This is a genomic window from Photobacterium sp. AWH4_225 (assembly GCF_056158405.1).
Window position 1 is genome coordinate 60158 of sequence record NZ_JBSWTF010000001.1, and the last position, 21509, is coordinate 81666.

Below are 21509 nucleotides of genomic sequence, written 5' to 3' on the forward strand. Positions count from 1 at the left end.
CCCCAATAGAAAAGAGGCTAATTTATGCGTTGGGTATTTCCGCTTTCCGGAAGTGCTCGAGTGTCGAGGCCAACGCCGGGGTGCGGAAGGTATCGGCTTCGAACAACAGTTCGTGACGGGCACCCGTAATGACCTTGAACTGGCAGTTGCGGTTGGCCTGCTGCATGGCTTGGTGGAACTGCTGCTGGGCCGCGTTATCGATGATGGTGTCCTCGCTGGCCTGGAGCAGCAGCAGCGGCGTCGTGATATTGCCCGCTTCGCTGAGGCAGCTTTTGGCGGCGGCGAGTCCCTGCCAGACCCAGCGCGCACTTGGGCCGCCGATCTTCAGTTCCGGTTTATGCTCGTAAAGATCCCTGAACCACTGGTAGCGCACCTTGCTCTGGGTCAGCGGATTGTTGTTGAACGGTTTGGGATAGTAGGGAACCTGCCCCGGGGCATAGCTCGGCTGACGCTGTAGTTGTTCCATTACCCGGGCGAGGGGGGAGGCAATCGGCCGCATCCATTTGCTGATATTGATACCGTGCATCGGCGCACTGAGTACGGCCCTATCAATGGTGTCCGGATGGCGGGCCAGGTAAAGGCTGGTAATGGTGCCGCCCATCGAGTGGCCGAGCATAAACAGCTGTTGGTAGCCTTTAGGTTTGACCACCGATTCGATGAAGGTGTCCAGATCGCTGACGTAGTCGTCGAAGTGGCCGACATGGCCGAGTTCGGTGTCTTCAGCGAGACGATCGGAGATCCCCTGGCCGCGGTGGTCGAGCGAGAACACATCATAGCCCTGACGCACCAGATCATAGAAAAGCTCCTGGTATTTCCAATAGCTCTCAACCCGGCCGTTGACTACAATAATGGCCCTGTTCGGATTATTGCCGGTAAATGAGACCCAGCCTATATTGGTGTTGTTGACGCCCTGGAACATCCCTTCCTGGCGCTGTTGCCAAAGTGCGGCTGCGGGGCCGGCCATGGTTTCGTCAAAGCGGTTTTCCTGGGACAGATCAAAATAAGGTGGGGGCTGGACAGTCATTCATCATCTCGGTTAACAGTATCTGGGGCAAGTATAACCCAATGTCATCGCAGCTGTTGCCAGAAGGTGTGAACAGCTGTTAACGTGTAGCGTTTTTATGCGGCTAGCGCCATGCTTTTGGTAGAATAGCGAAAAGGAAGCAGGTCTGTGGAGCTTGAAATCTGGTTGGCTTACCTGGCGACAGCAATTGTATTTAGCATCGCGCCGGGATCGGGAACGGTAAATTCCATCAGTAACGGAATGACCTATGGTTGGCGCAAGTCGCTGGCATCGATTGCCGGGCTGCAAATCGGCCTCGGCGTCTACATCGTGCTGGTGGGCGTTGGCCTTGGCGCTCTGATCGCCCAGTCGGCGACGGCGTTTACGGTGATCAAATGGGTCGGCGTCGGCTACCTTATCTGGCTTGGAGTACAAAAGTGGCGTGATAGGGGACAATGCCAGATCGCCGGCGATAGCCCGCAGGTACCCGCCCGCCAATTGTGCCGTCAAGCCGTGCTGGTCAACCTGACCAATCCCAAGACGGTGGTCTTTCTGGTGGCCCTGTTCCCTCAGTTTATCGATCCTTCCCAGCAGCAAATGGCTCAGTTGATGGTACTGGGGATCACCACGGTAGCGGTCGATACATTGGTCATGCTGGGGTATGTCGTACTGGCTTCCCAGCTGGCGGGTTATATCCGCTCGGCCAGAATAATGGCAGCCCTAAACCGCGTGTTTGGCTCGATGTTTATCGGCTGCGGGGCGCTGTTGGCGACGGCCAAGGCCTGAGGTTACTAAGGCTGCCTGTATGTGGCAGCCACTGAGGCAATACGGTATTTGTCCTCTGCTGTGGAGAGTCTTTCTGTTTTATGTATTCCTACGTTGCACGCCAGCCTATCTTCAATCGTCACCAGAAAACGGCCGGCTATGAGTTGCTGTTCCGTGACGGTGAGAGCAATGCCTTCCCCGCGGATATAGACGAGAACAAGGCGACCTGCCGCTTGATGGTCAATAGCTTTATGGCCGATAGCGATGGCATGGCACAACCGGGCAAACGCTGCTTTATCAACTTTCCCCATCGAAGCTTGATCCGCCTGTTGCCGACCCTGCTGCCGAAAAAGCAGGTTGTGATCGAAGTGCTGGAAACCTGCGAGCCGAATGATGAGCTGCTGCTGGCAATCCGTCATCTAAACCGGTTGGGGTACATGATTGCGCTCGATGATTTCAATATGGATCCCCGCTGGCAGCGCTTTCTGCCATTCGTCCATATCATCAAGCTCGATCTGCTTAATATAGGGATTGAAGCGGCGTGTGAATTTATTGCCAGCAACCGCGACAAGAAGCTGATGTTTCTGGCCGAGAAAGTCGAAACCCATTCCGATTACACCCGGGCACACGAGGCCGGATTCCACTTCTTCCAAGGTTATTACTTCAGCCGCCCTGAGCTGCTCAAAAACCGCAACCTCAAACCGGAGCGGTTGTCGACTTTACGTCTGTTGCAGGAAGTTTGCCAGGAGCCGGTTGATTTTGAGCGGGTCGAGCAGATCATCGCCTCGGATCTGTCGCTGTCCTACCTGCTGCTGCGCTATGTCAATACCGCGGTTGACCGGCTCAAGGTGCCGATCAGTGAATTCAAGCAGGCGCTGGTTTACCTCGGAGAGGAAAAGCTCAAAGTGTTTGTCAGTGCCGTGGCCACGGCACAGGCTTCGTTTGATAAGCCCCATGAGCTGTATGCTTTGTCGCTGCAGCGTGGCAGGATGTGCGAGATTCTCGCGGCAGCCAGCAGCAAGGGGATAGAAGCCAAACCCGCGTTCATGACCGGGTTGCTGTCCTTGATTGATGCCTTGCTCGATCAGCCACTGGACGAGCTGTTGAACCAATTGCCGTTGCAGGCGGAGATCCGCCAGGCCCTGCTGCACCAGCAGGGAGCGTTGGGTCAATTGTTGGATCTTGCTGTGGCCTATGAACAGGCGCAGTGGCGTCAGGTCAGCCAGCTGGGACACGCTTTGGCAATTGATGCGCCACGAATCGGCCAGAGTTACCAGCTCGCCATGCAGTGGGCATCAAAATACGATCTTCAGGCCCCGCCTCGTCCCCTTACTGTCGCACAAACTGGCTGAGTGCCTTCACCGTTTCGGCTAAAGCCGGATTGAGCGTTTTGTTGGCCGGGTAGCATAGCCCGAGACGGCGGAACATCCTTGGTCCGTCAAGCGGTACGGTAACCAGCTCTTTTGCCGTTTCCAGTACCCCGGTCGGCAGGAAAGAGATCCCCAACCCTGCCTGGACCAAATGCATCACTTGGGTTTTGTGCTCGGCCTTGGCCACCAGGTTTACGGCTAGGCCGTCACAGGCTAACAAGCCGATGGTCTGCTGGTGGGCTTCGCACGGCGGGCATTCGATAAAGTCATGCTGGTGGAGCTGCTCCGGCCTGACCTTGTCCAATTCGGCCAGCGGATGGGATGGCAGCATACACAGTACATAATCCTCCTCCCACAGCGGCAGAAAAATCTCATCATCTTGCTTGAACATATCAAGCGTCAGGCGCGCATCGGCAGGCGCATCATGATCGACCAATTCCAGTAACAGGTTGGGAATATGCTGTTGCAGGCAGGCAAAGACGCTGGCCAGGGCTGTCTGGCTCAGATCGGGGAAGTTGCCCAGCTTGAGCGGCAGGCATTCGGTGCGTTGCTGGAACAGCGAGGGCAGGCGGTTGACATCACCCAGCAGGCGGACAGCCAGCGGGTAGAGGTAGTGGGCCTCGTCCGTTAGGTTGACCCCTTTCTTGTGGCGTTCGAACAAGGTGGTATTGAGCTCATCCTCCAGCTGCTTGATGGCATTGGAAATCGATGGCTGGGAAACAAAGCAGCGTTCGGCAGCTAGGGTAATGTTCTTTTCTTCGTAGACCGCGACAAAAAAGCGCAGCAGGCGTAGATCCATGGATTTGCTCTGGCAGGCAAGTGATGTGCCTATGATAGCAAAGAAGCGATGTCAGCCAAGCGCTCAGGAAATCACGCAGGCAGAAAACACAAAGCCGGGCAGGAGCCCGGCTTTGGTGACAGAGAGTAGGATTAGCCTACGCTGTAGTAGGTAGCAGCGCCAGGACCTACAGGGATACCGAATACGAATACCCATAGGTAGAACATCAGGCTCCAACCCACGATGAATACCAGCGAGTATGGCAGCATGGTAGAAATCAGCGTACCCAGACCCAGGTTCTTCTTATAGCGAGTTGCAACCGCTAGAATCATACCGAAGTAGCTCATCATCGGCGTGATGATGTTGGTCACTGAGTCACCAATACGGTAAGCCGCCTGAATAGTTTCCGGTGCATAGCCAACCAGCATCAGCATTGGAACGAAGATTGGTGCCGTTACCGCCCACTGCGCCGACGCCGAGCCTAGCATCAGGTTGATAAAACCACACATCAGGATAAAGGCGAAGAACAGTGCCGGACCAGTTAGGCCGATTGACTGCAGGAAGTCTGCACCTGCAACCGCGAAGACCTGACCGAAGTTTGTCCAGCTGAAGAAGGCCACGAACTGTGCTGCGAAGAAGACCAGCACGATGTACATACCCATAGAAGACATGGATTTTGACATCGCATCGATAACATCGCGGTCGTTCTTCATGGTGCCCACAACTTTACCGTAGACAAAGCCAGGGATAGCGAAGAATACGAAGATGAAGGCAACGATACCTTTCAGGAACGGAGAGCCTGCAACCAAGCCCGTTTCAGGGTGGCGTAGGATACCGTTCTCAGGGACGATAGTCAGAGCAAGCAGACCAGCAACAACAAGTGCTGCAAGGCCAGCCATTTTCAGGCCTTTCTTTTCAAGATCGGTGATCTTGCCAAGTTTGTCGCCGCCCAGATCTTCGCTGGCTTCCTCTGGGTTGTATTTACCCAGCTTCGGCTCAACAATCTTCTCGGTAACGAACGCACCCATGATGGTGATGGCAAACGTCGAAGCGAACATGAAGTACCAGTTAACCTCAGGGCCAACTGCGTAGTTCGGGTCGATCATTTGCGCCGCTGTCTGGGTAATACCTGACAGTAGCGGATCAACGGTACCCAACAGTAGGTTGGCACTGTAGCCACCGGATACACCGGCAAACGCCGCAGCCAGACCGGCTAGCGGGTGGCGACCCAGTGAGTGGAATAGCATCGCTGCCAGTGGAACAAGTACCACGTAGCCTAGCTCAGAGGCGGTGTTAGAAATGATACCTGCGAATACAACGACCAAGGTCACCATACGACGAGAAGCGCCCATGACCAAGCCACGCATTGCTGAAGATAGCATGCCTGAGTGTTCGGCAATTGCCACACCTAGCATTGCAACCAGTACGGTACCAAGTGGTGCAAAGCCAGTGAAGTTAGTTACCAGGTTGGCAACAATTTTTTGTAGGCCTTCTGCATTGAACAGACTGACTACATGGATCATACCATCAGCAGCTCGGCCTGCGGCGCCTTCAGGACGTGGGTCAACGACAGACACGCCGAAGTAACCAGCAATACCAGAGGCGACCAGGATAGCCACACAGAAAAGGGCAAAAAGAGTAATTGGGTGTGGTAGCAGGTTACCCAGCCACTCGACGGTATCTAGAAAACGGGTAAATAACGTTTTCTTCGGTTGTTGTTGTGTTTGCGGTGAAGCAGATGAATGCATCACGACCTCCATTTATCGTTTTAATCCCATCAATGGGTACATCTCTTGTCGCGGGGAAGGTTACGTCATTGTTAACGTCACAAACAAGATATAATTGTGTCAAAATGTGTCAGTTGCTCATTTTTTGTCTGGTTATTGTTAATTTTTCGTGGTTATATGCTGTTTTCGTGATGGTTATTCCGCTTAACATTGTTGATTTTTATGAAATCAGTTGTCCATTTTCGGTTTGTTAACCTTTGTTCAATAACCGGATATCAATTAATTAGAAATCGCAGCCCGAAAATAGCGTGCTTAAACTCACAAAAAGGGCAATTTATCGCCCATGAAATGCGGGCTGATAGCATTTTATTAACGATTTCTTATCAGTTGGTTGGTGAAGATGGCTGGGATATCTCGTATCCATAGCTAAAATTTATGATAAACAGAGGTAATCGATATTTTTCACTAAGGGATTAGGCCGATATAGTAGCGTCCATCTGCTGGTGGCCACTGGTATGGACCTGGCGGGCAAGTGCCCGGGGTGATGTTCTCTTTCTATATATAAGGTGAAACTATGTCTAAGTCTCTCGTTGTGATCACAGGTGCAAGCTCGGGTATTGGTGAAGCGACGGCCAAAACGCTATCTGCGCAAGGCCACCCCCTGCTGTTGCTGGCTCGCCGTATCGACCGATTGACGGCTCTGGGCCTGCCGAACACAATGTGCCGCCAAGTGGATGTGACCGATGGCCCGGCGTTTGCTGCAGCTATTGAAGAAGCGGAAGCCCAGTACGGTCCGGTTGACTGCCTGGTCAATAATGCCGGTGTTATGCTGCTTGGTCTGGCTCATGAGCAGGATCCGGCGGAGTGGAAAACCATGTTCGATGTCAACGTGATGGGCCTGCTTAACGGTATCCACGCAGTACTGGCCAAGATGAAGGCTCGCCAAGGTGGCACAGTGATTAATATCAGCTCGATTGCTGGCCGCAAGACCTTTCCGAACCATGCGGCTTACTGCGGCACCAAGTTTGCGGTGCATGCAATCACTGAAAATATCCGCGAGGAAGTGGCTGACGACAATGTCCGATTCATTACCATTGCCCCAGGAGCAGTGGAGACCGAGCTGCTGAGCCATACCACCAGTGATGATATCAAAGCGGGCTACGAAGAATGGAAAGACGGCATGGGTGGGGTGATTGCACCGCAGGATATCGCCAATGCCATCAATTATGCTTACCAGCAGCCGCAGCACCTGTGCATTCGCGAGATTGTGCTAGCAGCTACCCGTCAGCAGCCATAAAAACGGCTGGCTGTTAAAGGGATTGAATGTCAGCGGCAGGTGATTTTATCGGTAAATCTGCGCTGTTTCAGTTACTTAATAAATGCAGCCTGCTATATTCAAAAGGGTATCCCACGGGGATACCCTTTTTTGTTGGTATTGCGAGGGGGCTGACGTGAGGGAGAAGGTTCGCTTTTTTGATGTGCTGCGCTGTGTTGCAGCCGTAGCCGTGGTGGTGATCCACGTGCTTGGTCCTTACCGCGATCAGTTCGGTATCATGCCCGATAGCGGCTGGATCACCGCGACGACCTTCAATAGCTTCAGCCGCTGGGCGGTACCGGTCTTTATCATGATCACCGGCGCCCTGATGCTGACCGACACCCGCTCCTTCGAACTTGGCTACTATGTCCGCCGTCGGCTCGGCAAGGTGTTGGTGCCTTTTCTGGTATGGTCGGTGTTCTATGCCTGGTTATCCGGTGTTTCGCCGGCAGGCTTCGATAGCGGTTTGGCCTTCGAGACGCTGAAAGCCTTACCGGTACATGAAACCTACTATCACCTCGGATTCTTCTATTACTTTATCCCGCTCTATTTTGTGGTGCCTTTTCTGCGTTATTTTGTCCAGCACTATGACAGGCAGGCGACGCTGGCCCTGACGCTGGTGTGGTTGACACTGACAACCTTGTTCTTGTTTAAAATCGACGGGCCATGGAGCCATGAGTTGGTGTTATATAGTGGGTACTTACTATTAGGCTATTGTGTTTTTCAGTTGCGCTGGCCGAGCCTCAAGTGGCTCCTGCCATTGGGGGGTGTGGCGTTATTGCTGACCGATGCCATGGTGCTGAGTAATAGTTTTGCCGCCGGGGAATACAAGGTTGGCCGCTGGATGTCTTACAAGACGCTCAACACCGCCTTGATTGCCGCTATGATTTTTGCGCTTGGCCGGTATGTTGCGGACAAGATCAGCGAAGGGATGCTCGATAAACTGGCCTTCATGAGTCGCTACAGTCTCGGGATTTATCTGTTACACCCAATCTTTTTATGGCCGGTAAGGGCCTATGATTGGTACTTCCTGCCACCGATATTGATGATCCCGTTCTGGACGGTGATCATCACCGGCCTTGCCTTGGCCGCCAGTTGGCTGCTGGCCAAGAGCCCTAAGACGGCGTGGTTGGTTCCTTAGCTGTGGCTACTTAGTTCCAGTTTCTACACGGGATATCAGTGTCGGTTTAGGGCGAAATGACGGAATGTCACCCCCTGATAGGTCATGATGCCTTTATCTCCCGGGTTGAGTGCATGGTAATAGTGGATGCCAACCATAAACTCGCGTTTCGGCCCCCCTTTGGTTGGTTGGACGTAAATCCAGTATTCCTGATCGTCTTCCCCCGGGCGGGCCCCCATTACCGGAACGCTTTGTTTGTCGAGGATTTGGACTTCGATTTGCCGCTCCGGGGCATTTTCTCCTTGGGTGTGCTGGCGATATACCCGGATCAAGCAATAGAGGGCAATGGCGAATAGGGCAATAATGATTATAGGAAGTGAGGCTGGCATGAGAATTCCTTGTTGAATGCAACTTGGCTCTCATTATTGTGCAACCCGTGCTGGCTGAACATGGCTTGCGACAAAAAGCGTGATCCCCGCAAGGTTGCTATAACCACCTATTCCGTTTTGCAGTCTACTTATGTCTGGTGGGTATCAATAAGGATGCAGACACACGGTACTTTGCTTTCATGCAAAGTCGAGGTAAGTTAATAGCAGGAGTGAGCAAGGAAGAGAGTAAATGGCAAACATTGAGTTAGTGGTAACACGTTCAAGGCGGATAGAAAGCCTGCTGCGAGATCATTACCATGCTGAGGGCAAAGGCTTGCACCAGCTGATCACTAGCTGTGAGGAGCGCCTGCCTCACGAAATTATTCCCAAATTACGTTTTATCGCCTCGGTCCGAAATAAAACCGTTCATGAAGAAGGGTACAAACTCGACGATAAGAAAGGGTTTATTGCGGCCTGCAATGCCTGCGAAAAAGAGCTGACCCCACGCAGTGGCCGTTTTGTCTGGACCGCTGCTGCTTTGCTGGTGGTTGGTGTCACGGCATTGGCGATATGGTTTTACTCCATTCACTGGCACCGTATCGATTTGACGCCCTAATCGGTGCTCGTGAGAAAAGCTGAAAAACAAAAAAAGGTGCCTGATAGGCACCTTTTTTTATTGAATTTTTTATGCTTAATAAATCACTGGCAGCGTCATGAGTCCGACAACCACTGCGATCATCATAAGGCCTTGTTTTTGTGAAGAAGTGAACATGAAAAGGCTCCTTTTAGCTGCTTGATTGATGTTGTAAATAAGAATAGCACTGATTTTATGCATTTCTCAAGTTAAATTGTCATATTGTTGTCATAAAAATAGTTTATGGACGCTTTATAGGGTCTCTAATGGTTAAGTGAATTGTGTTTTTTGAATTGGGTGAAAAGTGTCCCCTCTGCTGTTTCATATACCAACCCAGACTTAAGTTATTGTTTTTAATTGATTATTATTGGTTGCGATGTGATCGGTATTGATGATTTTTAGATTTGTTGGCAAAACTTCGTTTAGCGTTGTTTGTGGATTAAAAAAGGGGGCAAATGACATTTTTTTCTGTGGTGGGTTACTTGTTTTCCATTCGCATCGTATCTGGAGTGAATATTAGGCATGCTTTTATGTATTAGCTATCGCTATGGTGCTTTTCGTAAGAGGTTGATAGTTAGCTGTTGGTATAATCCCTTTTAAAATTCATTTTTTGATTTTAACTTAATGTTTTTAAAAGAGCTTTTCATAATTTTTGGTCAGTTTTTATGGTCTGATAATGCGGTTTAAAGCTGCTGCAGATTGGATTGATGCAAAGGTTTTGGTTAACAGCGATGCCAAACGTTTGCTATTTTGTTTTTCTCTATGGTGATAAAGGTTGGCTCACAGAACGGCCATCGAGAGCCTGATTAATATGATTCTCCGCTAGTTATTGACTTTCCTCGCTAGACAATCGCCTACCAGATCCTAAACTGTGCTTGCCACTGAATAGCCGAGTTGCTGTCAGTGACATATCCATAATAATAACGGTGAAACTATGTGGGTTTGGTTAGCCATTGCTCTTTCTGCTCTTTTACATATAACGGCGGCTTATCACGGCCCCCGTTGGCAATTCTATATTTTCAAGCCTTTTACCATGCTGCTGTTGATCAGTGTGGCTTGGCAGGCTGGCGATGGCGGCTTCTATCATATGGCTATCTTGCTCGGCCTGTTGCTGTCAGTGGTTGGTGATGTTTTCTTGATGTGGCCAAAAGACCGGTTTATTGCGGGGTTAAGCGCGTTTGCCTTGGCGCATGTTGCCTACTCGGTAGCTTTCTGGTCGCAGCTCGGCAGCCAGATAGTCTGGTGGCTGCCTGCAATGCTGGCGGCGGTAGGTGTGATAGTGTTCCTGCTGCTGTTGCCTTCATTGGGCAATATGGTGATACCCGTTGCTGTCTATATCGCGGTAATTGCCCAGATGGCCTGGGCGGCCGGTGAGTTTTGGTTGACGACCTCAACAACGATGGCGCTGCTGGCCTTTGCCGGTGCAGCGGTATTTATGTTTTCCGATCTCTGTTTGGCCATTGACCGTTTTCGTGGGCCTTTCAAATCGGCGACGACCATGGTGATGACCAGCTACTTCCTCGCCCAATCGCTGATCATTGCCACGTTGCTGGCTGTTTAGTTACTGATTACTGAAACTTTTCCGCCTTGAACCCTGTCTTTAGATCATACTGGAGGTAGGTAATTTCGATGGGGGAAGGTCATGTCGGAAAACTGGTGCAAAATATACGATGCGGCGAATGCCCTGGAGGCGCATAGCCTCAAGGGCATGCTGGAAGCCCAGCATATTGCTGTGCATCTCAGTGGAGAAGGGCTGGGGGCGGCTGCAGGGGAGCTGCCGACCAATGTGGTTGAAGTGGGTCTGTGGGTGAGAGATTTCCAGCAGGTGAGTGCCCAGCGGCTGCTTGCCGAGTATGAACAAGCCGATCAGTCAGGCTGGGTGTGCGCGGGCTGTGGCGAGCAAAATGGCAGCCAGTTTGAACTGTGCTGGCAATGCGGCAGAGACAGGGTGACGGGAACCTAAAACATACATACAAAATGCATTAATTTGTTTCTGGTCAAACTTTCCCCACCGGCATAGCGCTACAATGCCGCTATTGTTCCGTGAAGAGAATGCCTACCATGAGTGATAACCAAGTCCACGCCCATAACCTGTTGAACATGCTTTTGGCAGCGGAAACGCCATATACCTTTGCCAGCCTGAAGCAGGCTATCGTGGCGGAATACGGCGAAGATGTGCGCTTCTATACCTGTAGCCAGCAAGATCTGACTTTTGATGCTCTGATGAGCTTTTTGTTGGACCGCCGCAAGGTCGTACAAGACGGCGACTATGTGGCGGCGAATCGTGAGCGCATGTGCAATCACTAGTGCCGGTTTGAAGCGGTTGGTGCCTGCCAACAACTGATAAATGCGGGTGGTAAAAATATCGCCACCCCGCTGATGGTTTGTTATACTCTCTCGCCTCCGGTCGGCATTCTGGCTGATCGTTCTTATTTCTTGATACTTCTTTAATTTATTCTCTATCTGAGGTCTGCTCTGTGGAAATTATTTCTGCGGCGGTCATGCTATTTCTGATCATGGATCCGCTCGGCAACTTGCCGGTTATGTTGTCAATTCTGCGGCACATTGAACCCAAGCGCCGTCGCTTTATCATGATCCGTGAACTGCTGATTGCCTTGGTGATCCTGTTGCTGTTCTTGTTCGGCGGTCAGAAAATGCTGAACTTCCTGCATGTCTCGACCGAGACCGTCAGTATTTCCGGCGGTATTATTCTGTTCCTTATCGCGATCAGGATGATTTTCCCGCAACCGGGTGGCGTGACAGGCCTTGCTGCCGGCGAGGAGCCGTTTATCGTGCCGATGGCGATCCCGATGATTGCCGGGCCTTCGGTATTGGCATCTTTACTGCTGTTGTCCAACCAGGAGCCGGGTCGCACCACAGACTGGGTGATTGCCGTATTGCTGGCGTGGGGTGCGTCGTTTGTGATCCTGATGTTCTACGAGGTGTTCAACCGTCTGCTGGGCGAGAAGGGACTCAAGGCTGTCGAGCGCTTGATGGGTTTGTTGCTGATCATGATTTCGACCCAGATGTTCCTGGACGGCATCCGCAAGTTCTTCATGATGGGCTAATAGTCAGTGCGATTTGAAAAAACGAGGCCATTTGGCCTCGTTTTTTTACATCATGTGCTTGCGACGGATATCAAGCAGGGCAAAGATGCCGAAGATCAGGATGGACCATTTTTCCCACCGGGTCATAGTGATCTTGTCGCCGAAAGCGCCGATGAAAATGAGCATTTGCAGGCCATGCATCATGAACAGGAACCCGGTCATGATATAGAGCGCCATCGCCGCGACGCCCGGGAACGGGTGGAAAATGTTGATCAGCAAAACCAGCCAGACAAAGCCGATCGCCGCTTTGGCAAGTAAAATCAGTGCTTTCATGCTTCCTCTCTTTCGAATAAGCGGTAACAAACCTGTCCCGCTGTTTTTTCCCTGTGGAGATGCCAGTGTGCTGGTGTCACTAGCTCTCCGAGTTCTTTTTCGGCCTCAATGTAAATGACGGCGTGGGGTGATAGCCAGTTATTCTGCTCGAGTAGGCTGATCACCTCATCGAGCAAATCTTTGCGGAACGGCGGGTCGATAAACACCACATCATGCGGGGTTCCGGCTTGTTTTAGAAATGCCAGGCTGTCGGTGTTGAGGACCTTGGCATTGTCGGCGCCGATGGTTGCGCGGTTTTTTTCCAGTTGATCGGCGGCTTTTTTATCGAGCTCAAGCATGGTGACATGGCTGGCACCGCGCGACAGAGCCTCGAAGCTCAGGCTGCCGCTGCCGGTAAACAGGTCAAGGCAGCGCGAATCGATAATATCTTGTGCCAACCAGTTGAAAACGGTCTCTTTGACGCGATCTGTGGTTGGGCGGAGGCCTTCGACGTCGTGGACGGGAAGTTTACGCCCACGCCAGCGCCCGCTGATGATCCTAACGAACCCGTCACGGCGGCTGTTTGGCATATTTCGCCCTGATTGTTGTCTGCGTCTTGTCATAGATTTCTTCGACCGTTTAGAAAATGATAGTATACCTAAACCCCTTGGCTGTAGGCGAAAACATGTATGCCGAAATCATGCCGCTGGGGGTATACACCTGTGTTTAGGCCGCAAATTGTACCAATCAAGCTCTAGGATTTGCCAATGGCAGAAAAAAAGAAACGCGGATTATTTTCGTGGTTGGGTTTTGGCTCTGAGGAGCAGACCGAGCAAACCGAACAAAATCAAGAACAATCAATGGGTTCAGCTGAGGCTGAAGCAGTAAAAGAACAAGCGACAGAACAACAAGAAGCCGAGGCTGCTGCGAAAGTAGCGGCGGAAGCAGAAGCCGAGGTAGCCGCCAAGGCTGCGGCGGAAGCAGAAGCTGAGGCAGCCGCCAAGGCAGCGGCAGAAGCAGAAGCTGAGGCAGCCGCCAAAGCAGCGGCGGAAGCAGAAGCCGAGGCAGCCGCCAAAGCAGCGGCAGAAGCAGAAGCTGCTGCCCAGGTGATTGCGGAAGAAGAAGCCAAGGCCCAAGCGGTACAGCTACAAGAAGAGCAGTTGCAGCAAGCCGAGGCACTGCAGGAAAAGCCAAAGAGTGAAGGCTTCTTTGCCCGCCTGATGCGCGGCCTGAAGAAGACCAAGACCAACTTCGGCTCGGGCTTTGCCAGCCTGTTCCGTGGCAAGAAAATCGATGACGATCTGTTCGAGGAGCTGGAAGAGCAGCTGCTGGTAGCCGATGTCGGTATGGATACTACCCTCAAGATCATTGAGAACCTGACGGACAAGGCGGATCGTAAGTCGCTGAAAGACGGTGATGCCCTGTACGGCCTGCTGAAAGAAGAACTGTCTGACATGCTGGCCAAGGTCGAGCAACCACTGGTGATTGACCAAGCCAAGAAGCCTTATGTCATTTTGATGGTAGGCGTAAACGGCGTCGGTAAGACCACGACTATCGGTAAGCTGGCCAAGCAGTTCCAGAGCCAGGGTAAATCAGTGATGCTGGCAGCCGGTGATACCTTCCGTGCGGCAGCCGTTGAGCAGCTGCAGGTCTGGGGCGAGCGCAACAACGTACCGGTTGTCGCCCAGCACACCGGTGCCGACAGTGCTTCGGTGATCTTCGATGCGATTGAATCGGCTAAAGCGAAGAATGTGGATGTGGTGATTGCCGATACTGCAGGCCGTTTGCAGAACAAAGGCAACCTGATGGAAGAGCTGCGCAAGATCGTCCGTGTGATGAAGAAGGTCGACCCGCATGCGCCGCATGAAATCATGCTGACGGTCGATGCGGGCACTGGCCAGAATGCGATCAGCCAGGCCAAGTTGTTCAGCGAGGTTGCTCCGGTGACCGGTATTACCCTGACAAAGTTGGATGGTACTGCCAAGGGTGGTGTGATCTTTGCCATTGCTGATCAGTTCAATATTCCAATCCGCTACATTGGTATTGGTGAAGGGATTGAAGACTTGCGCCCGTTCGCGGCGGATGAGTTTATCGAAGCGCTGTTTAGTGACGAGGATTAAGGTGTGATTCGGTTTCAGCAGGTAAGTAAGGCTTATCGGGGCGGACGCCAGGCCCTGCAAAAGGTCGATTTCCATCTGCAGCCTGCAGATATGGCGTTTCTGACTGGGCACTCGGGTGCGGGTAAGAGTACCCTGCTGAAACTGATCTGTGCCATCGAACGGCCGAGTGACGGCAAGATCATCTTCAACGGGCATGATATTACCCGTATTGACAGCAAGCAGATCCCGTTCCTGCGCCGCAATATCGGTATTATTTTCCAGGACCACAAGTTGTTGATGGGCAGAACCATCTACGACAATGTGGCCCTGCCGCTGCGGGTAGAGCAGGCCACCGAGAACGAGATCAAGCGCCGGGTATCGGCAGCTCTCGATAAAGTCGGTCTGCTCGACAAGGCCCGCTATTTGCCGATCCAGCTATCAGGTGGTGAACAGCAGCGGGTGGGGATCGCTCGTGCGATCGTCAACAAGCCGATGCTGCTGTTGGCCGATGAGCCAACCGGTAACCTAGATGCAGCATTATCTGGCCAGATCATGGCCTTGTTCGAAGAGTTCAACCGGGTCGGCGTTACCGTGCTGATGGCGACCCACGATACCTCGCTATTGACCACCCACAATTACCGCCGTTTGGATTTGTATCAGGGACAGTTAAGGGAGTTAGCCAGTGGCGCAAAATAAAACCGGCTTTTTTGCCTTGCACAAGCAGCAATGTAAGCAGTCACTCGCAGACATGATGCGCCGCCCGCTTGGCAATATCTTGACCTTGGCGGTGCTGGCGTTTGCCCTGACGCTACCGGCGAGTTTCTACCTGTTTGCCAAGAACGTCACCGTGGTGGCGCAGATGTGGCAGAACCCGACCCAGATGACCATTTATCTGGAGCCGGGTGTTTCGACAGGACAGGCAAAGCAACTGCATGACGAGTTGGCCCAGTGGCCGGAAATCGATAGCCTTGAGGCAATCTCGCCTGAGCAGGGTCTGGTCGAGTTTCGTCAGCAGGCCGGTTTTGAACAAGCCCTCAGCCTGCTGGATGACAACCCGTTGCCGTCTGTACTTATCGTCAAGCCAACCGAGGCGTGGCAGCTTGATGCTAAGGCTACCGAGCTTGCTTCGCGTTTGCGGATGCAAAACGGCGTCGATGAGGTCCGACTCGACAGTGATTGGCTCCAGCGTTTGGCTGCGATTAAGCAACTTGTCATTATTCTGGCTATGATTATTTCCGGGCTGATGCTGTTTGCGGTCTTTTTGGTCGTGGGTAATACCCTGCGCCTTCAGGTACTCAACCAGCGCGATGAGATCCAGGTGATGAAACTGGTTGGGGCGACCGACAGTTTTATCTTGCGTCCCTATCTCTATACCGGGGTTTGGTATGGCTTGATTGGTGGTTTGGCGGCCTGGATGCTGACATTTTTGGTGTCTATGCTGCTCGATGGCGCTGTGGCCCACTTGGCGGATTTGTACGACAGTCCGTTCAGGATGATCGGTTTAGGTTGGGATGAGTCATTGATCTTGTTGATGATCTCGGCGTTTCTCGGGCTGCTGGCCGCGCGTTTGTCGGCGGGACGTCATTTGAAAGAAATTGAACCTATCTGACATTTTTAACTCTACAAATAGGGTAAATTACGCGGCTCGCTTGCAATGAGGCCTATTTTACAGGCATCATTGTCGGTTCATGCAATTTCGCATTGGTACAAAAAATAAACGAGGTTTGTTGAATGGCACAAGAGATGACTTCAATGGCTCTGGTCACTGCAGATAGTCTGGATAGCTATGTCCAGAGCGTCAACAGCTATCCTATGCTGTCGGCGGAGCAGGAACGCGAGCTAGCTGAGCGTCTTCATTATGATGGTGATCTCAATGCGGCAAAGGCATTGGTGATGTCCCATCTGCGCTTTGTTGTTCACATTGCTCGTGGCTATTCAGGCTACGGCTTACCAATGGCTGATCTGGTTCAGGAAGGCAATATTGGCCTTATGAAGGCGGTAAAGCGCTTCAACCCTGAAGTCGGCGTCCGCCTGGTATCTTTCGCTGTCCACTGGATCAAAGCTGAGATCCATGAATACGTACTGCGTAACTGGCGTATCGTCAAAGTGGCGACCACCAAAGCCCAGCGTAAACTGTTCTTCAACCTGCGCAAGGCGAAAAAGCGTCTTGGCTGGTTCAACAATGACGAAGTACAGATGGTCGCTGATCAGCTCGGTGTTGAAGCCAATGAAGTGCGCGAGATGGAATCCCGTCTGGCCGCTCAGGATCCGGCATTCGAAATGCCAACCGAAGACGATGATCGCGAGGCCAGCTACAGCGCGCCGGCGTATTACCTTGAGGACAAGTCGTCAGATGTTGCTTTGAGCGTAGAGGAAAACAACTGGGAAACCCACGCCAACAATCGTCTGTCTAATGCCCTGTCTGGCCTTGATGAGCGAAGCCAACACATTGTGCGCTCGCGCTGGTTGGAAGACAACAAGGCGACCTTGCAAGAGCTAGCTGAACACTATCAGGTGTCCGCTGAGCGGATCCGCCAGCTAGAGAAAAATGCGATGAAAAAGCTCAAGGAAGCAGTGGGTGATTTCGCCTGAGGATCCTCGGCAAACTATCCACAAATCGCAAAATGAGAAAACCAGCCTAGGGCTGGTTTTTTTGTGCCAAAAATCTGGGAGATACATCACAAAACCAGGTTGAAATGTGAAGTTGAAACAAGTTTATCCACAGCTTTTTACATGATCCGATCTACATATAGTGGATCCAAATTTGGCAAAACACATTATCAACGCAATTCACAGCTTTTTCCACAGCTGGTGGTGTTTTGATCAGCAAAGGGTGGTGTTGGTTGATCCACAAGTTGCGAGCCCTTGTGCAGTGCGGCTTTGCTCGAGTCTCGGCCTTGGTGTTTAACCTTATTTTTTCGATGGGGTTGTGAGTAACTTGATCGGTTACAATGGCGGTATAAGAAAAAATGTGGTGGTTTGGGCCAAAACGGACGATCGTCACATTTTTATCGGGTAGGACGATCCTGCCTGTTGATCAATTCCAACAAGAGTCAGCGTAATTTATGGATCAGTTTGAACATATTTCTGCCGAGCAGGCTTATACCATGCTCACCGAGGACGGCAGTGAAGCGGTGTTGGTTGATATCCGTGATCCCCAGTCCTATGCCCTTAGCCATCCCGAAGGCGCGTTTCACCTAACTAATGATACAATGGTGGCGTTTATGGATGAGGTTGATTTCGAGCAACCTGTGATTGTGATGTGCTATCACGGTATCAGCAGCCAGGGGGCTGCCCAATATCTTATCCATCAGGGCTTTGACTGTGTTTACAGCCTTGATGGTGGGTTTGAAGCCTGGAAGCGCAGCGCATACCCTTGCGTCCAGATGGCCTGATCAAAGGTCACACAAGGGGCAGGGTAGGAGATGCTTGATATAACGTTCTGATTTTGCCACATAGCCCTTCACGTGGAGACCGATATGCACCGCTTAGCCGGACTGAACAACCCCCGCCAGGCGCAGGCGTTTATTGATTATATGGCCTCGCGAGGCATTGCTCTGGTGATGGCCCCTGAGCCGGAGGGCCTGTTTGCCCTATGGCTTGAAGATGGCCAGTATTTGGTGGAAGCTGAGGCTGAGCTCAACCAGTTTCTGTCCAATCCGTACGATCGCAAATACCAGGCGGCATCATGGGATGTGGCAGAGACGAGAACGGCCAAGTTCCATTACCGTAGCCCGAGCCTGCTGGGCTTGGTTCGCGCCCAGGCAGGGCCATTTACCCTGCTGGTCATGGTCGTCTCGGTGGTGGTTTACTTACTATGGTTGCTGGGAATGCAGCAGCCCGTCTTTCGCCTGATGCACTTTCCAGTGATGGATGGCGATGAGTGGCAGCTGTGGCGTTTCTTCTCCCATGCGCTGATCCATTTCTCAACTTTGCATGTGGTATTCAACTGCCTGTGGTGGTGGATCCTCGGCGGGCAGCTCGAAAGACACAGTGGCAGTACCAAGCTGCTGCAGGTGTTTCTTATCTCGGCACTGATTTCCGGCTTTGCCCAGTTCTGGTTCCACGGCCCGAATTTCGGCGGCCTGTCCGGTGTGGTGTATGCCTTGCTGGGTTACATCTGGTGGATGGGCTGGCTGGCACCCAACCGTGGTTTGTCGATCCCCAAACCCTATGTCGTCTTCATGCTGGTGTGGTTGGTGCTGGGCTTTGCCGATGTGCTGGGTATGTCGGTGGCCAATATGGCCCATCTGTTTGGCCTGCTCAGTGGTTGTGCCCTTGGCTGGGTGGATGCCAAATTACGTCGTTAGGCCGATTTTGGTTCAAAAAAGAGGTGAATATCCGGCTTCGGATGTTCACCTTTTTTGTTGATATGCCATGTTGGCTCGTAGTTCTGCTAAAATCCCCTGCTTTCTTACTGCTAACCCAGTGATTAAATCTACCTATTTGACATTATTCACATTTTCTTACCTTCATTAGAGCAATAATTTGCATACCTTGAGCGTTATTGATTACTTTCGCTCGTCTTGTACTCGTTTGTACCCATACCATCGCAAAAACACTATAAAAAGGAACATTCTATGTTTGGTATTTTCAAACCGGCTATGCATCGGGAGCGTCTGCCCGATGGCAAGGTTGACTCCACCTACCAACGCCTGCGTTGGCAGCTGTTCGCCGGTATTTTCATTGGCTACGCTGGCTACTACCTTGTGCGAAAAAATTTCAGCCTTGCAATGCCTTATCTTATCGAGGAATACGGCTACAGCCGCGGTGACCTGGGTGTCGCCCTGGCAGCGGTATCTATCGCCTATGGTCTGTCGAAATTCCTGATGGGCAGTGTGTCCGACCGCTCCAATCCGCGCTACTTCCTGGCGGCTGGTTTGAGTATGTCGGCCATTGTCATGTTGTGCTTTGGCTTTATGCCGTGGGCAACGAGCAGTATTGCAGCGATGTTTATCCTGCTGTTCCTGAACGGCTGGTTCCAGGGGATGGGGTGGCCGGCCTGTGGCCGGACCATGGTGCACTGGTGGTCGCGCAAGGAAAGGGGTGAGGTTGTATCGGTCTGGAACGTTGCCCATAACGTCGGTGGCGGCCTGATCGGCCCGATGTTCCTGCTTGGCCTGTGGGCATTCAACGATGACTGGAAGGCGGCGTTCTACGTACCTGCATTCTTTGCTTTGCTGGTAGCGGCATTCACCTTGCTGGTAATGCGTGATACGCCACAGTCGTGCGGTCTGCCTTCAATCGAAGAACACAAGGATGATTACCCTGATAGCTATGATGCCTCTCATGAAAAAGAGATGACGGCGAAAGAGATCTTCTTCAAGTACGTGTTCAACAACAAGCTGTTGTGGTTCATCGCGGTGGCAAATGCCTTTGTCTACCTGATCCGCTACGGGGTATTGGACTGGGCGCCGGTTTACCTGAGCGAAGTGAAGGATTTCACCGTAGATAAATCGTCTTGGGCTTACTTCCTGTATGAGTGGGCGGGTATTCCGGGTACGTTGCTGTGTGGCTGGATGTCGGATAAATTCTTCAAGGGCCGTCGTGCGCCTGCGGGGATCCTGTTCATGGCCTTGGTAACAGTTGCGGTATTGGTTTACTGGTTCAACCCGGCCGGTAACCCGGCGGTTGATATGGCTGCGCTGGTGGCGATCGGCTTCCTGATCTACGGTCCGGTAATGCTGATCGGTCTATATGCACTTGAACTGGCACCGAAGAAAGCAGCAGGTACGGCTGCTGGCCTGACGGGTCTGTTTGGTTACTTGGGTGGTGCAGTTGCGGCCAATGCTATCTTGGGCTATACCGTTGATCACTTTGGCTGGGACGGTGGCTTTATGGTGCTGACTGCATCTTGTGGCCTATCAATCTTCTTCCTGACATTGGCACTGATTGGTGAAAGCCGTCTGCACCGTGAGAAAGAAGCGGGTCAGCAAGCACAAAATGCATGATTGGGAGCGCCATCATTGGCATCTTGATTAGACCCTAGGTAATATGACAAGGCTTCGCATTGGGCGGAGCCTTGTTGTTTTGCAAGCTATTCTTGCCTTAATGATATCGATTTCATAAGAGTGCTTGTTAGGGTACCAGGCCACAGCGAAAGGGAGCCGCGTCAATCGTGAAGCAGAGTAAACGTCACCAGGAAATTATTGATCTTGTCAAAACCCAAGGCTATGTCAGCACTGATGACTTGGTTGAGCGGTTCAATGTCAGCCCGCAGACAATCCGACGGGATCTCAACGAGCTGGCGGAAGACAACAAAATCCGCCGTCATCACGGTGGGGCGACCATCCCATCGAGCTCGGTCAACACCTCCTACAGCACCCGCAAGGTGATGCAACTGGCCGAGAAAGACAACATTGCCCAGGCCATGGTTGCCCATATCCCTGATGGTGCGACGCTGTTCATTGATATCGGTACCACTCCGGAAGCGGTGGCCCGTGCGCTGCTAGATCATAACGATTTGCGGATCGTGACCAACAACCTCAATGTCGCCAGTATCTTGACCGGAAAAGATGACTTTCGGGTTATCTTGGCTGGCGGTGAAGTACGTAACCGCGATGGGGGGATTGTCGGTGAGGCGACCTTGGACTTTATCTCCCAGTTCCGTCTCGATTTCGGTATCTTGGGGATCAGCGGCATTGATCTCGACGGTTCGCTGCTTGATTTTGACTACCATGAAGTCCGGGTCAAGCAGGCGATTATTGAGAACAGCCGCTGTGTGATGCTCGGTGTCGATCATACCAAGTTCGGCCGAAATGCCATGGTCAACCTGGGCGATATCAGTCAGATCGACATGCTGTTTACTGATCAGACGCCACCGGAAGAGCTGGGCAAGCGCCTGGCTGAACATGAAACGCATATCGAAATCATTAAGTAACACTTCTATATCATCGGCTTATAGGCCAAATGATCTGTTCTAACGAGCGGGCTGCTACATTAGCAGCCCGCTTTTTTTTCGCAAAAATGCC

The 21509-nt window shown here is 52.0% G+C and carries 23 protein-coding genes; 17 read left to right on the forward strand and 6 right to left on the reverse strand.

What is annotated here, in order from left to right:
* Positions 1 to 22 precede the first annotated feature (22 nt).
* Positions 23 to 1024 carry an alpha/beta fold hydrolase gene (locus ACXAD4_RS00300; RefSeq protein WP_475237775.1) on the reverse strand — a complete coding sequence of 334 codons (1002 nt, stop codon included), beginning with the start codon at positions 1022 to 1024 and terminating at the stop codon, positions 23 to 25.
* 147 nt (positions 1025 to 1171) lie between these two features.
* On the opposite strand from ACXAD4_RS00300, the gene rhtB reads away from it, so the two are divergent.
* Both rhtB and ACXAD4_RS00310 read left to right on the forward strand, forming a co-directional pair.
* The gene (rhtB, locus tag ACXAD4_RS00305) at positions 1172 to 1789 is read left to right on the forward strand and encodes a homoserine/homoserine lactone efflux protein (RefSeq protein ID WP_475237777.1); all 618 of its coding nucleotides are present in this window, start codon (positions 1172 to 1174) and stop codon (positions 1787 to 1789) included.
* An 80-nt stretch (positions 1790 to 1869) separates the two neighbouring features.
* Positions 1870 to 3120, forward strand: coding sequence for an EAL and HDOD domain-containing protein (locus ACXAD4_RS00310; protein ID WP_475237780.1), 1251 nt, complete (start codon positions 1870 to 1872; stop codon positions 3118 to 3120).
* Here the strand turns inward: ACXAD4_RS00310 and ACXAD4_RS00315 are convergent.
* Entirely contained in the window at positions 3098 to 3937 is an 840-nt protein-coding gene (locus ACXAD4_RS00315) for a LysR family transcriptional regulator (protein WP_475237782.1), read from the reverse strand. The genes ACXAD4_RS00310 and ACXAD4_RS00315 overlap by 23 nt on opposite strands.
* 131 nt (positions 3938 to 4068) lie before the next feature.
* Complete coding sequence (locus tag ACXAD4_RS00320; protein WP_475237785.1) at positions 4069 to 5664, reverse strand: AbgT family transporter; 1596 nt, start codon at positions 5662 to 5664, stop codon at positions 4069 to 4071.
* Between the two features lie 553 nt (positions 5665 to 6217).
* On the opposite strand from ACXAD4_RS00320, the gene ACXAD4_RS00325 reads away from it, so the two are divergent.
* Together ACXAD4_RS00325 and ACXAD4_RS00330 are read left to right on the forward strand one after the other, a co-directional pair.
* Positions 6218 to 6940, forward strand: a complete 723-nt coding sequence (locus tag ACXAD4_RS00325) for an SDR family oxidoreductase (RefSeq protein ID WP_317524728.1) — start codon at positions 6218 to 6220, stop codon at positions 6938 to 6940.
* A 154-nt stretch (positions 6941 to 7094) separates the two neighbouring features.
* On the forward strand, positions 7095 to 8099 hold the full coding sequence (locus ACXAD4_RS00330; RefSeq protein ID WP_475237788.1) for an acyltransferase: 1005 nt from the start codon (positions 7095 to 7097) through the stop codon (positions 8097 to 8099).
* 35 nt (positions 8100 to 8134) lie between these two features.
* Here the strand turns inward: ACXAD4_RS00330 and ACXAD4_RS00335 are convergent, their stop codons facing one another.
* Positions 8135 to 8467 (reverse strand): DUF2500 domain-containing protein, encoded by a 333-nt coding sequence (locus ACXAD4_RS00335; protein ID WP_475237791.1) that lies wholly within the window; start codon positions 8465 to 8467, stop codon positions 8135 to 8137.
* A 229-nt stretch (positions 8468 to 8696) separates the two neighbouring features.
* Between ACXAD4_RS00335 and ACXAD4_RS00340 the strand changes: the two genes are divergently transcribed.
* From ACXAD4_RS00340 to ACXAD4_RS00360, 5 genes are all read left to right on the forward strand, one after another.
* On the forward strand, positions 8697 to 9062 hold the full coding sequence (locus ACXAD4_RS00340) for a DUF4145 domain-containing protein (protein ID WP_317524731.1): 366 nt from the start codon (positions 8697 to 8699) through the stop codon (positions 9060 to 9062).
* A gap of 952 nt (positions 9063 to 10014) precedes the next feature.
* The gene (locus tag ACXAD4_RS00345) at positions 10015 to 10641 is read left to right on the forward strand and encodes a lysoplasmalogenase (protein WP_475237794.1); all 627 of its coding nucleotides are present in this window, start codon (positions 10015 to 10017) and stop codon (positions 10639 to 10641) included.
* Positions 10642 to 10722: 81 nt separating this feature from the next.
* On the forward strand, positions 10723 to 11043 hold the full coding sequence (locus tag ACXAD4_RS00350) for a putative signal transducing protein (RefSeq protein ID WP_475237796.1): 321 nt from the start codon (positions 10723 to 10725) through the stop codon (positions 11041 to 11043).
* A gap of 98 nt (positions 11044 to 11141) precedes the next feature.
* Complete coding sequence (locus ACXAD4_RS00355) at positions 11142 to 11387, forward strand: YecH family metal-binding protein (protein WP_475237799.1); 246 nt, start codon at positions 11142 to 11144, stop codon at positions 11385 to 11387.
* Positions 11388 to 11557: 170 nt separating this feature from the next.
* On the forward strand, positions 11558 to 12148 hold the full coding sequence (locus ACXAD4_RS00360; protein WP_039468363.1) for a YhgN family NAAT transporter: 591 nt from the start codon (positions 11558 to 11560) through the stop codon (positions 12146 to 12148).
* A gap of 45 nt (positions 12149 to 12193) precedes the next feature.
* Here the strand turns inward: ACXAD4_RS00360 and ACXAD4_RS00365 are convergent, their stop codons facing one another.
* Complete coding sequence (locus ACXAD4_RS00365; RefSeq protein WP_446512973.1) at positions 12194 to 12460, reverse strand: DUF1145 domain-containing protein; 267 nt, start codon at positions 12458 to 12460, stop codon at positions 12194 to 12196.
* Positions 12457 to 13062 (reverse strand): 16S rRNA (guanine(966)-N(2))-methyltransferase RsmD, encoded by a 606-nt coding sequence (gene rsmD, locus ACXAD4_RS00370; protein ID WP_475237802.1) that lies wholly within the window; start codon positions 13060 to 13062, stop codon positions 12457 to 12459. Before rsmD ends, ACXAD4_RS00365 begins: the two co-directional genes overlap by 4 nt.
* A gap of 144 nt (positions 13063 to 13206) precedes the next feature.
* On the opposite strand from rsmD, the gene ftsY reads away from it, so the two are divergent.
* From ftsY to ACXAD4_RS00410, 8 genes are all read left to right on the forward strand, one after another.
* Positions 13207 to 14559: a signal recognition particle-docking protein FtsY gene (ftsY, locus tag ACXAD4_RS00375; RefSeq protein ID WP_475237804.1), complete on the forward strand. Its 1353-nt coding sequence runs from the start codon at positions 13207 to 13209 to the stop codon at positions 14557 to 14559.
* Between the two features lie 3 nt (positions 14560 to 14562).
* Entirely contained in the window at positions 14563 to 15234 is a 672-nt protein-coding gene (gene ftsE / locus ACXAD4_RS00380; protein ID WP_475237806.1) for a cell division ATP-binding protein FtsE, read from the forward strand.
* Positions 15221 to 16147 carry a permease-like cell division protein FtsX gene (gene ftsX, locus ACXAD4_RS00385; protein WP_475237808.1) on the forward strand — a complete coding sequence of 309 codons (927 nt, stop codon included), beginning with the start codon at positions 15221 to 15223 and terminating at the stop codon, positions 16145 to 16147. Before ftsE ends, ftsX begins: the two co-directional genes overlap by 14 nt.
* A 122-nt stretch (positions 16148 to 16269) precedes the next feature.
* Positions 16270 to 17130, forward strand: a complete 861-nt coding sequence (gene rpoH / locus ACXAD4_RS00390; protein ID WP_475237811.1) for an RNA polymerase sigma factor RpoH — start codon at positions 16270 to 16272, stop codon at positions 17128 to 17130.
* A 473-nt stretch (positions 17131 to 17603) separates the two neighbouring features.
* Positions 17604 to 17933, forward strand: a complete 330-nt coding sequence (glpE, locus tag ACXAD4_RS00395) for a thiosulfate sulfurtransferase GlpE (RefSeq protein WP_475237813.1) — start codon at positions 17604 to 17606, stop codon at positions 17931 to 17933.
* Between the two features lie 84 nt (positions 17934 to 18017).
* A complete protein-coding gene (gene glpG, locus ACXAD4_RS00400) occupies positions 18018 to 18848 on the forward strand; it encodes a rhomboid family intramembrane serine protease GlpG (RefSeq protein WP_475237816.1) in 831 nt (276 codons plus the stop codon).
* 270 nt (positions 18849 to 19118) lie between these two features.
* Positions 19119 to 20489 carry a glycerol-3-phosphate transporter gene (gene glpT, locus ACXAD4_RS00405; protein ID WP_475237818.1) on the forward strand — a complete coding sequence of 457 codons (1371 nt, stop codon included), beginning with the start codon at positions 19119 to 19121 and terminating at the stop codon, positions 20487 to 20489.
* A 167-nt stretch (positions 20490 to 20656) separates the two neighbouring features.
* Complete coding sequence (locus ACXAD4_RS00410) at positions 20657 to 21418, forward strand: DeoR/GlpR family transcriptional regulator (RefSeq protein WP_317524158.1); 762 nt, start codon at positions 20657 to 20659, stop codon at positions 21416 to 21418.
* Positions 21419 to 21509: the final 91 nt, after the last annotated feature.

Bases quoted from the DNA above. Each gene is read 5' to 3' on its own strand.
- ACXAD4_RS00300 (WP_475237775.1), bottom strand. From the start codon at position 1,024: ATGACTGTCCAGCCCCCACCTTATTTTGATCTGTCCCAGGAAAACCGC.
- ACXAD4_RS00310 (WP_475237780.1), top strand. From the start codon at position 1,870: ATGTATTCCTACGTTGCACGCCAGCCTATCTTCAATCGTCACCAGAAA.
- ACXAD4_RS00315 (WP_475237782.1), bottom strand. From the start codon at position 3,937: ATGGATCTACGCCTGCTGCGCTTTTTTGTCGCGGTCTACGAAGAAAAG.
- ACXAD4_RS00320 (WP_475237785.1), bottom strand. From the start codon at position 5,664: ATGCATTCATCTGCTTCACCGCAAACACAACAACAACCGAAGAAAACG.
- ACXAD4_RS00325 (WP_317524728.1), top strand. From the start codon at position 6,218: ATGTCTAAGTCTCTCGTTGTGATCACAGGTGCAAGCTCGGGTATTGGT.
- ACXAD4_RS00335 (WP_475237791.1), bottom strand. From the start codon at position 8,467: ATGCCAGCCTCACTTCCTATAATCATTATTGCCCTATTCGCCATTGCC.
- ACXAD4_RS00340 (WP_317524731.1), top strand. From the start codon at position 8,697: ATGGCAAACATTGAGTTAGTGGTAACACGTTCAAGGCGGATAGAAAGC.
- ACXAD4_RS00345 (WP_475237794.1), top strand. From the start codon at position 10,015: ATGTGGGTTTGGTTAGCCATTGCTCTTTCTGCTCTTTTACATATAACG.
- ACXAD4_RS00350 (WP_475237796.1), top strand. From the start codon at position 10,723: ATGTCGGAAAACTGGTGCAAAATATACGATGCGGCGAATGCCCTGGAG.
- ACXAD4_RS00355 (WP_475237799.1), top strand. From the start codon at position 11,142: ATGAGTGATAACCAAGTCCACGCCCATAACCTGTTGAACATGCTTTTG.
- ACXAD4_RS00365 (WP_446512973.1), bottom strand. From the start codon at position 12,460: ATGAAAGCACTGATTTTACTTGCCAAAGCGGCGATCGGCTTTGTCTGG.
- rsmD (WP_475237802.1), bottom strand. From the start codon at position 13,062: ATGACAAGACGCAGACAACAATCAGGGCGAAATATGCCAAACAGCCGC.
- ftsY (WP_475237804.1), top strand. From the start codon at position 13,207: ATGGCAGAAAAAAAGAAACGCGGATTATTTTCGTGGTTGGGTTTTGGC.
- rpoH (WP_475237811.1), top strand. From the start codon at position 16,270: ATGGCACAAGAGATGACTTCAATGGCTCTGGTCACTGCAGATAGTCTG.
- glpE (WP_475237813.1), top strand. From the start codon at position 17,604: ATGGATCAGTTTGAACATATTTCTGCCGAGCAGGCTTATACCATGCTC.
- glpG (WP_475237816.1), top strand. From the start codon at position 18,018: ATGCACCGCTTAGCCGGACTGAACAACCCCCGCCAGGCGCAGGCGTTT.
- glpT (WP_475237818.1), top strand. From the start codon at position 19,119: ATGTTTGGTATTTTCAAACCGGCTATGCATCGGGAGCGTCTGCCCGAT.